The sequence below is a fragment of the Glutamicibacter sp. B1 genome, from assembly GCF_039602135.1.
GTDB classification, from domain to species: Bacteria; Actinomycetota; Actinomycetes; order Actinomycetales; family Micrococcaceae; genus Glutamicibacter; species Glutamicibacter ectropisis.
In genome coordinates, this window is the sequence record NZ_CP125942.1 from 2,350,951 (window position 1) to 2,363,169 (window position 12,219).

Sequence of the window (12,219 nt, forward strand, 5' to 3'; positions counted from 1 at the left end):
TCTCTGACTCCGTCGGAATTGTCTTGTAACGATTTTCTCGCAAGGGTGCAATTAATAATCTATACGATGGTCCGAACAGCAGTTCAATTTCGAGCACGACAACGCGAGACAACCACCTTCGCAGTAGTAGTTCCGGGGCCAATCGCAACCCATAAGTTCCCGGATACTCTTGAACTAAATCCCATGAATCTAGTGGCGTTTTCTCTTGAAATATCGGGGATGGTACGTTGAGGATTCGCCTACACGGTGCCTTTGACATGCCGTCAAAACATTGGGTTCTTAGCGCGGCAACGTAATGACTGCGCAAGTACCACTCTGCCCATCGCTTCGAGACAGAAGTTCAAGCTTTCCACCTAGACGCGCCACAGTCTGGTTCGTAATTGCCAGACCCAATCCTGAGCCGGGAATGTGTTGTCCTGCTTCACGATGGAAGGCAGCAACCGCCTTGCTCGGCTCTTTAATTCCCGGCCCATGGTCCTGCACTTGAATGACGAGCGTGTCCTTAAGCCGTTGGGCACAGATTTCTATTGGCCCCGCATCCCGTGCATAGCGGATGGCATTGTGAACGAGATTCTGGATCACGATCCTCCCCGCTATTTCCGGGAGGGATTCCGATTCGCAACCGTCAAGATCCCAACTGACCTCCGCGTCTTCAGATTCAGGTAAAACCATAAGATTCTGGGCAACACTCTTGGCAATATCTCCAAGAGGCACAGCGGTATCCGGACGATTTTCTGGCTGCCCCATAATCAACAACTGTTCGCACAGTCCGCGCAAGCGTTCCAACCCTGAAGTCAGAGCGGAACCCCGTTCACTTCGTTCTTGTTCGTTTCGGGCTGCCACCAGATGCTCTGCTTGAAAGGACACCGCGGCTATGGGAGTACGTAGCTCGTGCGCTGCTTCTGCTGCAAAGCGTTGCTGTTCTTCTAATACCGTCGCTGCGCGTGAGTGATGCTCTTCTAGGGCCTGAATAAACCCAGCGATTTCCGCCGGCATCCGATGCTCGGGTAGCGGATCCAAAGACCCATCTTCACGGGCGGCGAGTTCCTTGCGGAGCTTGTCGACCGGACGAAGCGCCCAGCTGACCACCAGCCAGACAAGCACCATCATCAGTGGTGCGCTAATGAGAATTGGGGCCAGTGTGGAAATCAAAGTTTCGTTCACGGCATCCTGCCGAACCGCGGTTGCTTGGGCCACCGCCAGCTTCTGGCCATCGGCCAGAGTCCTCACATAGACCCGCTGTTCTCCGCGTGAGGTTTCTACGGTCTGCAGCCCCTCTGAAAGGTTGGCGTCGAGCCAATGCCCACCGTCAGCCGCACCGAGAATTTCTACAGTCAGGCTCGATTCGTCGGCGGCGTCCGACGGTTCACCCTGAGCAAACCCTGCCCCAGGCGAATCCATGATCTGAGATACTCGCGTCAATAGCCCATCTTGGGCTTCTTTAGCTTCAAGCTGTGCACGTTGGAACGCCCAAAGCGTCGCGATCCCAGTGACCACGAGGATGACCAGCATCAAGGCAGTGATCAAACGGGTCCGCAACGACAACGCATTTGACGAACTCATGATTCTTTGACCACCATCCAGCCCAGACCGCGGACATTCTTTATGGCTTTCGCCCCGAGCTTTACTCGCAACTTGCCAATGAGGAAGTCAATGGCATTCGATTCAATATCGACTTCATCGTCGTAGACCTGCGCCTCTAATTGGGCTCTGGAAAGCACCTGCCCGGCATGGAGCATCAGGGCCCGCAACAATGCCAGCTCACGTCGTGTGAGGGAATTTTCCTGACCGTCTATTCCGGTGGCTGTGGCGGAAGTTTCATCAAGGGTAAGACCGGCAGCTCTCAGTACCGCTCCGCGATGCACCGACCCGCGCCTTCCCACTGCCCGAATCCTGGCTTGGAGTTCTTCATAGGCGAACGGCTTCACCAAATAGTCGTCAGCCCCCAGATCGAGTCCTTTGACTCTATCGTCGATTTGACCCCGTGCTGTGGTCACGATGACCGAGGGCCCCTTATCCGCGCCTTGGCTTTCCCGCACTGCCCGTAATACTTCAAGTCCGCCGAGACCCGGAAGTCCAAGGTCAAGCAGGATGATGTCGAAGTCCCCGAATTGGCTGTAAAGCTTTGCTGAAGGTCCGTCCGTGAGCAGCTGCACTACATGACCATCTTCAGATAAACGTGAGGTCAAGACGCTGCCAATCATTGGATCGTCTTCGACGATGAGTATTCTTGGCAATTATTTTCCTTCCCTGCACAATTGGCGGCCGCAGTATCCGACGTACAGATACTACGGCCGCCAAGCCTGTCTGTGAATATCTCAAGCCGACAGTGACTTGATGACTTTCTGCAGATTTACTGATGCTTTCAGGCAGTCGGTCTGATTCGGTTGGCCTGCCCGCAATGCGGTGAGCTCACCGTCAATCGCTTTGTCCATGGTGCCCCAATTAGTCGGAGATTTTGGCTTCATGCCCGCTTCGGCGCTATCCCATGAGGTTTCCAAATCCTTGACGCGGGTTGTCGCTGCCGCCAGATCACCGCTTTTAACTTTGGCGGTCACGTCGTCCACGATCGTCGAAAACGGGGACAAATCACCTAGCGGTCCCTGCGTTGCATGTTGTCCACTGGCTGAGTCCGCCGTGGCGGATTGCTGAACCAATGGGGAGCCGGTCATGAGCGAAGCGGCAATAACCAGAGCAGCGCTGGCGCCAAAGGCCCACGCCAAGTCCCGACGTTGTCCCCCAGTGGCTTTTTGCCCCTTGATCAGTACTCCGTATTTGCGAACATTGCTCTGTTCCCGGGCGACCAGAATCACGATGATCACGAGGAAAAGAACACTGGTCATTGAGGCTCCCAGACCGAGACCACCATAATTGCGATCTTGGGTCAGTAAATCTCCAATGGACGCGCCCAGCGGTCGTGTCAACACGTAAGCAATCCAGAAGGCGGTCACCGAGGACATCCCCAATTTTGCTGCAACGCCACACGCCACGATCAACGTTCCGAAGATGATGGTTCCCCACATGAATCCAAGTCCCAGCGCCTCAGTAGCCAGGTCTCCTGCGGCAGTGCCCAACGCAAATGCTGTGAGGATTGCCGCCCAGTAGAACGCCTCGCGTTTGACTGTATCGATTGAGGTGATTTTCAAGGTTCGTTCTTGAAGGTACCAAACGATAAAAACGACCGCGAGCAAGATAGTGAAGATCGTTGTCGAAACGTACAGGCTCACACCAAGCGTGTCAGTAAAGAAGTCGGTGATCTGGGTGCCGACAATGCTGACCAGTACGACAGTGAGCCAATAGATCCATGGCGTGTAGCTTCGGGTGCGGAACTGAATGATCAGTGCAATGGCCAGCAGACCCAGCATCATCCCTGTGGTAGGAATGGGACCCAGCCCCACATTTACGGCAAGGAAGTCGGCGAAGGTTTCGCCTACAGTTGTCGAGAGGATCTTAATCGCCCAGAAAGTCGCGGTGACAATCGGAACTTTCATCATCATTTCGGTACTCTTGCGCCGGCGAGCGCCGGTGGCTTGTGCCATTGTCAGGGTTTCCGGGAATTCGTTGCTCATCTGCCCTCCAAACTGGTTGCTTTTGCTTTCCAGTTCAGTGTTCAACACAAGAATGAGCGGAAAATGAGCAAGAAACCGTGCAAGGCGGATCTACATCTTTGAACAACTCTCGTCCAGAACAAGGACGCACCGGCGTCTCTGCTCAGCCCGGCTACGTCTCGTTGGTGGGAGTCCAATCATTGGTCTTCGCCCCGACGCGCTCGTACTGAATCATTAATCATGACCGCAAGTTTCTAGCGGTTAATCATCCGATTCGTCGTCATCTTCCGTGTTTTCACTGAGTCGTTCTTTCAGGTCCGCAAGTTCTTGTTCGACGGTGGCGAGGACTTCTTCATCGTCGTCCCAAAGTTCGCGGAATTCCGAATCTTCTTCAAGCATTGCGGTCAGCAGCTCAATTCCGCGCTCTAAGAGCGAATCAAGTGTGCTTAGATCCCCTGGCCAAACGTAAACGCGTCCGAGGACGTTGAGCAAGTAGCACGCGGCTCGAATCTGATCGTATTCATCCTCATCTTCAAAGGCAGCGGTAATTCGCGCGTCAACATCAATGCCGTCAAAGAATTCGGCAAACCAGTCGGCTGCGTCATCGCTGTCCCAAGGGTTCGTTCCCCATGTACCCATATGCGGCGCCTTTTCTGTGATCGACCGAGCTTCGGCTTAGTGGTCTCATCTTGGTTGCAACTTCATAGTGCCCTATGGCCGCCGATATTTGGAACTTCAAGAAAGAAATGAATATATATATGACTCGCCAAAGTCCAAAAATCCTCGATCATGATCGCCTGTCTTTTCTGTTCCACGGTTCTCATCTCCGGGTGTCTATTGCAGTGATCGCGTTGAGGCTTATTCCAGATTTGAATCGGATTTTTCCGTTACTCCGTAGTGCCTCAAGTCAATATGCTCGCAAAAACCGGACCGCATGACTCACCTAAAATGCTCGCGAAATCTTTAAGAAACCCGTTCCTGAACCTGTGCCTGGGTTTTTGCCTCTGCGAGCCGAATAAGCTCCTGCTGCAACTGATGGATCCGCCGGGTCAGCTCAGCTAAATCCGTATCTCGATACAACAGGTTCAGAGCTTCGCGCTGAGGTGGCAACATGACCCCAGTGCGCCGTACTCGGTCAGCTGGCGTGCACGGAGCATCGTAGGTCCGCACCTGCCGCCCTGCCCTACTGACCTTGTACCCCACGGCCTTCGTTGTCGGCGTGAATAAGTTCTTACGTAAGTTCACCAATAGCCACAAAGCTTTCAACACAGCTAACTCTCGGGGTGTGTCAAACCGGTAACAGAACGCGTCCTTCCGGACAATATCCCCATTTTTCTGCTCAACGAAAGGGTTGTCATTCGAATGTCTTGGACGCGAGCGAGTAGCTTGCAAATTATTAGTTTTCACCCAGGCCTGTACGGCAGAATTCAAGAATTCTGACCCGTTATCAGAATGGATCCTATCCAGTTCATAAGGGAATAACCCCTTGGTTTCGTCGAGGGCCTCAACAATCCATTTCGACGCTTTGTTCTTCACCGCTGTGTTGATGGTCCACCCCGTGAACGGGTCAGTAACGGTGAGTGTGAACACGAATTCGCCTTTGAGGGTATGCCCGCAGTGGGCTACGGTATCGACCATGATGATGTCAGGCTGCTGATCGATTGGCCTGATGCGAGTCATGATAGGAATGATGTCTCTGAACCGGTTCTTGGAGGACCGCGTCGAAGATTTCGCGTCAGGATGTAACCGCTCCTTGAAAGGGGCGAGGTACCGGTCAATAGTTGCCGGGCTCATGTGTAAAAGTTCAGCACGTATATGTGGATCGTATCGGGCTCTGAGATTGCTAAAAGAGCCGTTGGCCGCATGGTTTTCTAGGTTGTCTAACGCGCTGCGCATGATGGCCGCTAGGTACTTCCCACAAGGTTGACCAGTCATGAGATACACGTGCTGGAGGACTAGTCTTGCGTCGTAGCTGTATCTGTTGCCTCGTGGTTTACGTTTGATGCTGATGGCTGGTCCGCGTCGTTGCAAGGCGTGTTGAAACTGGCGGCGGGCGTTGGCGAGTGACCATCCGATTTCGGCGGTGATGCGGTCCAGGATGACGCCTTTTTCTTTTGGAGGCTTTGGCGTACAGCTGGGCTTCCTAGTTGGTGATGTCTCGTCGCGTTGCCAAGGTTAACTCGTGTCCCATCTGTTCAGCATGAGGTTTTCATCTTCATGGTGGGTAGTGTTTCGCGAGTATTTCTTATTGAGGCATGTGGGTTGTTTCGCGAGCACTTTAGATGATTCAACACGTACTCTAGCCAGCACTTGTGAGCAGTTCTACTATGGAAAAATGAGCTGTCGCACAGCCGCGAAGATCGGATTAATAGCCCAGATTGTATTCTGTCTGGGATGGTTGGTTGCACCTATATGGCAGGGGCAAAAGTACAGTCCATTGGCCCACACGATTAGCGACATGTATGCGGTCACCGCACCCTAAGGCTGGGTTCTAGTCATCCTCATCACCTTATGCGGGCTAGCAACCGCCACGTTCATCTTCTTTGGACTATGGCCACATTTTCGTGGGCAAGGTTCCCTCGGGCTGTTCGGAATCCTTTTGCTTGGACTCTCAATTTTCAGTCTGGGAGATTCGTTGACACCCTTCGAACGGATGGCTTGTCGGCTCGCTGATTCAGAATGCACGCCAGATTCACAAACAGCAAATCTCGGGGGAACGCTCGATGCCGTACTGAGTTCGGTGGGCGTCGTGGCGTTCATGATTAGCTGTTTCATTCTCGCCGCGGCCATGACAAAGATTCCCCAGTGGAAACCTCTAGCATGGCCGGCACGGGTCACTGGAGTCGTGATCGCTCTGGCTATGTTCGCCATCGCGCCAACTCAAGAAATCGGGCTTGGCGGGCTCATGGAACGAATCGTGGCGCTGGTCGGAGCAGCTGCGTTGGCAGCGGTGGCGCTGAGAGTCATGCGGCTACCAGAACCCCAACCAGCTTCGAGTCTTGTCTAGCACGAGCACGATTCTTCTATATTGCTGTGCTGCCCTTGCTGCGCTAGGACCGCATTCTCGTGCTGGGCCAATACCTCAGATTCACCGCTTTCCATTGACGAAAAGTCCCCCTGTAGCTACTTTTCAGTCATGGAGAACATTGAGATGTTTTATCAACCCGTGCCCGAATTGAACACAGCTCTTGATTACTATTGCAATGTGCTCGGCTGGGACGAGCATTGGCGGGAAGGAGATACCACGGCAGCTGTCAGTCCCGTCAACGGCAATGTCACCCTCATGTTGGACGTTTCATCCTCAGATAGTGACGCACCAGGGCCAATACTCACCGTGGACGATGTTCAATCCTGGGTTGAAAAACGTCGGCCGCAATTAGTGGGTCTTGAAGAGCCCGCGCAGATTCCAGGCGGTTGGTGGGCCAGCTTCGCTGATCCCTTTGGCGGTCGCATCTATCTCATTGATCAGTCCACCGAGCAAGAACCTACTGAGTAAGAACGACCTCAAAGACTCTTACCGCACTACTCACAAACCGGCGTTGATCAGCTGGCTCCAACGCGGTGGCATCGGCGATTCAACCAGTACCGCTCGTCCATTCGGCTTCGGGATCAAAATCTTTGCTGCATGCAGGTAAAGTCCGTTGCCTCCGAGACCGGCAACGCGCTGATTGAAGTCCTTCCGACCATATCTGTCATCCCCCGCAATGGGGTGCCCCTCGTGTTGTAGATGCACGCGGATCTGATGTTTACGCCCGGTCAACAGCTGTACATCAAGTAGCGAAGCGCGATCGGCCACACGTTGCTTGACCGCTATGCGTGTTTCAGCCCGCTGTCCTTGGGGATCGACAACGACGGCATGCTCCATGCGTCGCAACGGAGCATGAATTTCCTGCTTTGTTTCAGGCCAATACCCGGCAACCAAAGCTAGGTAGTGGCGTTCAATTTCGTCTTCCCTGTCGCGCAACAAATCATGAAGAAATCGCAGCATGCTTGGAGTTTTCGCCAATACCAGCGCCCCTGAGGTGTCTCGATCTAGCCGGTGGCTCAGTTCCAGGTGCGGCACATCCGGCCTTAGTTGCCTAAAAGCTTCGATCACCCCGGCCGAAACATCGGTCCCCTGATGGACCGCGATACCAGCCGGTTTGTCGATCACCAACAAGTCTTCGTCCTCATGAATCACACGATTGTGTAAGAGTTTCAGCAGTGATCTCGGTACGGGAGCGGCTTCTTGCACTGGATGTGCTTGATCAATCAACGGCATCCGAATTTCGTCGCCAAGGACTAGCCGGTAGTTTTCTTGAACTTTGCGCCCATTGACCCTCAAGCGGCCTTGGCGCATTAGCTTGAACAGCGCTCCCGCCGGCACTTGTTTGAACCTAGAGCGCAGGTACTTGTCCAGCCTCCGGCCAGACTGTTCGGCGTCAACGATTATCAACTGATAGTTCGGGTGCTCAGCTGCCGCAGACAAACACTCACTCCATCTGAACCCAGTCATTCACGGAGCGCTGCATCCGTGAACCGGCGGTCAGTTGCGGGCCTCCGTCGAGCGAGGTGGGCAACTCCTCCGCTCAAATAAGCCAAATTTCATCGTAGCCTGAATTTCAGAAAACTCCGAAAGCCCACAGTATTTCTAAGGAACAGAATCGCCCTCCGGTTTCATCCAGAACGGTGAGTAGTGGTAGCCGTCCGGGTCATCGAACTGGCGCTGGTACATGAATGGGTACTCATCGGTGTCTCCGATTCTCCCTCCGGCGGCACCGGCTCGTTCTACGAGTTCGTCGACTGCTTCCTGGCTGGGCAGGTCAAACGAGATTGTCACCTTCGATGGCGTATTCGGCCCACCTACCAGCTCTGAGGCACCACCGACGCTTTCATACATCTTCCGGCTTCCCAACATGACAAACTGATCTTCAGCTATAGCAAAACAGGCCACCGATTCATTAGAAATCTGGGAATTCAACACCCATCCCAAGGCTTCATAGAAAACCCTCGAACGCTCAACGTCATCAACCGGATACGTGATGTATAGGCTCATGCATCAATCTTCTGAACGTGACTACGTACAGTCAATGCCCAGAGCGCTATGGCTCTTAAAAGATCCTTTGCCTACCTCAATCACATCATCCAGTTCAGTCGACCTCGATGGTGATCACATACCCGCTGAGGTCTGCTCTGATTTGCTCGCCCAAGACCGAACAGTCGGGCTCTGAATCTTCAGGAACCACACTGCGGTCCGGGAACGTTGAGACCGGAAGGAGGCGGCTTGTTCCCTTCACGTTCTCCCCTTCTGCCTGTCCTAGCTCAGTATTGCCAATGCTTACGACAACGCCATCGCCAAGAACCTGCGGGACAGGGTCGGGTGTTGTGCGTGGAGTGACGGTCCATTTCACGTCAGCAATGACCGCGTGGAGCGCTACAACACGTCCGTTGATGATCACCGGGTCGTCATCATGGTGAGTTTCTACTCCCGTCAGGGCCTCGGGCAAGACATGAGTGAATTCGGCACGCATGTTCTGGGCATATTCAGAATCAACTTCCACGCACAACTGCACGTCTTGACCGATTAGAAGATCCCCGCCACAGCATTCCCACTCCCACTCTTCAGTGAAATAACGTTCAAGCATGCTCAGTTCCTCTCTGATGACATGTCGTCGAACCCGCAACTCATCAATCGTTTCTAGTCAGCATATGAAGGACTGGCGGACTTTTCCTGCACCTCGACTGTGTTGGGAAATGCACGTTCAGGGGGTTTGAAGTCTTTACTTGTCTTTGCGGTCGAATTCTTCTCGGGCATGAGAAATTGCCGGCTGATGTTCCACAGCCCATAAGGCTAGAGCCGTGGCGGGTTCAATGAGGGTTCTACCCATGGCGGTGAGCTCATATTCAACTCGCGGAGGAACTTCGGCGTAAACGGTGCGGGTTATCAAACCGTCGCGTTCTAAGCTGCGTAGTTTCAAGGTCAACATCCGTTGGGAAATGCCGGGAATTCGCCGTTGCAATTCGCTAAAACGTAGCTGGGTAGTGCGGAGCATACCGATGATGAGCAAGGACCATTTATCTCCCACTCGGTCCAGCAGGTCGCGGACCGCCTGGCCGATTCCGGTCTCTAAACAGGCTCCCTCGTTGCCTGTTAGAGGCTCAAATACGGTGGCATCCAGCGCAATAGATTCGATGCTCATGGTTCCTCCCCTGTGCCACAGGCACATTGATGTGCCTTTCGTAAGCCTTTCAATAATGACTCATGATGTTGTTAGTTACAAATAGTAACCATTGCGCAGAGCATCGCCAACTGTCGGTGCCGACCTCACAGAAAGGGAAGCAACATGATCATCGCTTTGTGGATCATCAACATAATCCTGGCATTTGTCTTCCTCGCTGCAGGCGTCACGAAGCTCGCCCGCACACCGCAGGCACTTGCGGACTCCGGCATGACCTGGGCTACAGATACCTCCACCGACGCGGTCAAGGCCATCGGAGCGGTCGAGGTCCTTGGCGCACTCGGACTGTTCCTACCGCTGGCCACGGGCATCGCTCCCGTCCTGGCACCCATCGCAGCCATTGGTCTGGTCTTGGCGATGGTCGGTGCGATCATCGTGCACCTAAAGCGTGCGGAGAACTTTATGGTTCCGGTCGTATTGCTTGTCATTGCAGCCGTCTCAGCCATCCTCGGATTCATTAACCTCTAAGACCGATTTCCCGAAATCGGTTTCACCACTAACTCAGGAGAATTTTTTATGCCTACCATCGCCATCATCGGAGCAGGTCCCGGACTCGGCCTAGGATTGGCTCGCAAGTTCGGCCAGAACGGATTCAAAGCAGCACTGATTTCTCGCAATCGTGAGAAGCTGGACGCCCTAGTTGCTCAGCTCGCTGCAGAGAACATCGAGGCAACCGGAATCGTGGCCGACGCGGGCGACCCCGCTTCGATCACCGCAGCACTGGACGAGGCCCGCGAGCGCTTCGGTTCCATCGACGTCCTGGAATTCTCGCCCCATGCCGGCAACGCTGAGTCCATGGTCAACCCGCTTGAGGTGACAGTCGAAAACTTGCGCCCTGCAGTCCAAGGTCTACTTTTCGGTGCGGTCGCCGCGGTGCAATCGATCCTGCCAGCCATGCAAGAAAAAGGAACCGGCACCATCTTATTCACTGCGGGCACCGGCTCCATCGACCCAGTGCCGTTCTTTGGAACGCTGAACACCGCACAGGCCGCAACCCGCAACTGGGCGCTAAACCTGAATAAGCAGCTGGCCGAAACCGACATCTACGTCGCGCACGTAGCTATCGGTGTTGGCATCGGCGAGACGGCGCCCGCCCCGGGCTATCCATTCAAGACGCCAGCGCAACTAGCCGAACACTATTGGGACTTGCATGTATCACGCGAGGTTTCAGAATTGGTGATCACGTACTGACCCAGAACCACCGGGTTTCGCGGCGGTAGGAGCGATGGCCAGGGTGGCGCGCGGGCTCGTACCGCGCGCCACCCTAGCAGCCTCAGTTAGGGCCGGTCGGTCCCGTGCACAACATTTTTCCTTGGCTGAAAATACGGCATGAACACTTCTTCCACAACAGCCGAGATGCATGATAAACAGGGCCTAACTTGCTGGGCTGCACTTCCGTTCCGAAAGAAAATCGCTCAACCAACTATTGGTTTTCTTTCTATAAGCATTGATGCCTTCGCCTGCCTCAACGTGACAACCTAGATCTCAAAAGCTTCATTCATGTTGCTTCAACTTACAGGCATGACAAAAGACAGGAACAATCAATGAAACCTACCGCACTAGTTACCGGAGCTTCTTCTGGAATCGGCTTTCGCATTGCACAACAGTTAGCTACCCGTGGATACGACATTATCGGAGTCGGAGCCAGCGATCGCATACTTGAGCTTCCACAGAAACTTCCAGGCACCACGGTGATACCACTACGTGCAGATCTGACCGACCGTGAACAAGTTGATGGTTTATGGCGCGAATTCGAACAGCTCGGCCGTCCACTGAATGTCGCGGCGCTCAATGCGGGCGCAAGCTTGGGCGGTGCATTTATTGACACAGATATCGAAGATGAGTTGCGACTACTCGCACTGAACGTCACCTCGCAGGTCATCCTGGCTAAGCACATCTCTCGCGCCATGGTGGCACAGCGTTCGGGCCGAATCCTCATTACCACTTCCCTCTCCGCGACCACACCTACGCCCTATGAATCCATTTATGGTCCCACCCGGTCATTCATGTACAGCTTTGCTCAGGGCTTACGCGAGGAACTTCGCGAGCACGGAGTCAGCGTGACCGCGCTGTTGCCGGGGGCCACGGCGACCGAATTTCACGACCGAGCTGGCATGCAGCAGACGAAGTTCGGAGATAACTCGTGGAAAAACGATCCCGAGCTCGTTGCGAAGCTGGGTGTTGAAGCCCTCTTTAGTGGTCGCGACCATGTGATTGGTGGCGACCGCGGCACACGTTGGGCTGCTTTGCGCAATAAATTCTCCTCGGAAGAATCCAAGGCCAAACGCTTCGCGCAAGACTCAAAGCCCGATGAGCGGGACTAGTCGTGCACAGTGTTGGAGGTAATTGTCCGATTACGAAAATGGTCAGGCCACCTCCTAAGACGAGGCAAACTCGCTCACACTTTGTTTGTGCTGATCCGATTTCTATGACCAGACGATTCAGGTATCCCA

General features: G+C 54.0%; 14 protein-coding genes. 5 read left to right on the forward strand and 9 right to left on the reverse strand.

All coding sequences use genetic code 11. From position 1 onward, the window contains the following. Window positions 1–279: 279 nt before the first annotated feature. The 5 genes from QMQ05_RS10940 to QMQ05_RS10960 all read right to left on the reverse strand — a co-directional run bounded on the left by QMQ05_RS10940 (window position 280) and on the right by QMQ05_RS10960 (window position 5,444). A complete protein-coding gene (locus tag QMQ05_RS10940; protein WP_345469994.1) occupies window positions 280–1,563 on the reverse strand; it encodes a sensor histidine kinase in 1,284 nt (427 codons plus the stop codon). Then, window positions 1,560–2,237: a response regulator transcription factor gene (locus QMQ05_RS10945; protein WP_345469996.1), complete on the reverse strand. Its 678-nt coding sequence runs from the start codon at window positions 2,235–2,237 to the stop codon at window positions 1,560–1,562. The genes QMQ05_RS10940 and QMQ05_RS10945 overlap by 4 nt, the downstream gene beginning before the upstream one ends. Before the next feature lie 81 nt (window positions 2,238–2,318). After that, window positions 2,319–3,569 carry a COG4705 family protein gene (locus QMQ05_RS10950; protein ID WP_345469998.1) on the reverse strand — a complete coding sequence of 417 codons (1,251 nt, stop codon included), beginning with the start codon at window positions 3,567–3,569 and terminating at the stop codon, window positions 2,319–2,321. Between the two features lie 240 nt (window positions 3,570–3,809). Next, on the reverse strand, window positions 3,810–4,187 hold the full coding sequence (locus QMQ05_RS10955; RefSeq protein ID WP_334123396.1) for a hypothetical protein: 378 nt from the start codon (window positions 4,185–4,187) through the stop codon (window positions 3,810–3,812). Between the two features lie 324 nt (window positions 4,188–4,511). Further along, window positions 4,512–5,444: an integrase catalytic domain-containing protein gene (locus QMQ05_RS10960; protein ID WP_345470001.1), complete on the reverse strand. Its 933-nt coding sequence runs from the start codon at window positions 5,442–5,444 to the stop codon at window positions 4,512–4,514. A 739-nt stretch (window positions 5,445–6,183) separates the two neighbouring features. Here QMQ05_RS10960 and QMQ05_RS10965 point away from each other — a divergent pair. Together QMQ05_RS10965 and QMQ05_RS10970 are read left to right on the forward strand one after the other, a co-directional pair. Continuing rightward, the gene (locus QMQ05_RS10965; RefSeq protein WP_345470002.1) at window positions 6,184–6,555 is read left to right on the forward strand and encodes a hypothetical protein; all 372 of its coding nucleotides are present in this window, start codon (window positions 6,184–6,186) and stop codon (window positions 6,553–6,555) included. 144 nt (window positions 6,556–6,699) lie between these two features. Then, window positions 6,700–7,044 carry a VOC family protein gene (locus tag QMQ05_RS10970; RefSeq protein WP_345470003.1) on the forward strand — a complete coding sequence of 115 codons (345 nt, stop codon included), beginning with the start codon at window positions 6,700–6,702 and terminating at the stop codon, window positions 7,042–7,044. 30 nt (window positions 7,045–7,074) lie between these two features. Here the strand turns inward: QMQ05_RS10970 and QMQ05_RS10975 are convergent, their stop codons facing one another. The 4 genes from QMQ05_RS10975 to QMQ05_RS10990 form a co-directional block, all read right to left on the reverse strand. Further along, window positions 7,075–8,016 (reverse strand): RluA family pseudouridine synthase, encoded by a 942-nt coding sequence (locus QMQ05_RS10975; protein WP_334123156.1) that lies wholly within the window; start codon window positions 8,014–8,016, stop codon window positions 7,075–7,077. A 162-nt stretch (window positions 8,017–8,178) separates the two neighbouring features. Then, the gene (locus QMQ05_RS10980) at window positions 8,179–8,583 is read right to left on the reverse strand and encodes a VOC family protein (RefSeq protein WP_345470004.1); all 405 of its coding nucleotides are present in this window, start codon (window positions 8,581–8,583) and stop codon (window positions 8,179–8,181) included. A 94-nt stretch (window positions 8,584–8,677) separates the two neighbouring features. Continuing rightward, a complete protein-coding gene (locus tag QMQ05_RS10985) occupies window positions 8,678–9,172 on the reverse strand; it encodes a DUF6578 domain-containing protein (protein WP_345470006.1) in 495 nt (164 codons plus the stop codon). Window positions 9,173–9,307: 135 nt separating this feature from the next. Continuing rightward, entirely contained in the window at window positions 9,308–9,727 is a 420-nt protein-coding gene (locus QMQ05_RS10990; protein WP_334123153.1) for a winged helix-turn-helix transcriptional regulator, read from the reverse strand. A gap of 144 nt (window positions 9,728–9,871) precedes the next feature. Between QMQ05_RS10990 and QMQ05_RS10995 the strand changes: the two genes are divergently transcribed. The 3 genes from QMQ05_RS10995 to QMQ05_RS11005 all read left to right on the forward strand — a co-directional run bounded on the left by QMQ05_RS10995 (window position 9,872) and on the right by QMQ05_RS11005 (window position 12,090). Then, complete coding sequence (locus tag QMQ05_RS10995) at window positions 9,872–10,234, forward strand: DoxX family protein (RefSeq protein WP_345470007.1); 363 nt, start codon at window positions 9,872–9,874, stop codon at window positions 10,232–10,234. A gap of 48 nt (window positions 10,235–10,282) precedes the next feature. Beyond that, window positions 10,283–10,957 carry an SDR family NAD(P)-dependent oxidoreductase gene (locus tag QMQ05_RS11000; RefSeq protein WP_345470008.1) on the forward strand — a complete coding sequence of 225 codons (675 nt, stop codon included), beginning with the start codon at window positions 10,283–10,285 and terminating at the stop codon, window positions 10,955–10,957. Window positions 10,958–11,310: 353 nt separating this feature from the next. Beyond that, complete coding sequence (locus tag QMQ05_RS11005; RefSeq protein WP_334123150.1) at window positions 11,311–12,090, forward strand: SDR family NAD(P)-dependent oxidoreductase; 780 nt, start codon at window positions 11,311–11,313, stop codon at window positions 12,088–12,090. Window positions 12,091–12,219: the final 129 nt, after the last annotated feature.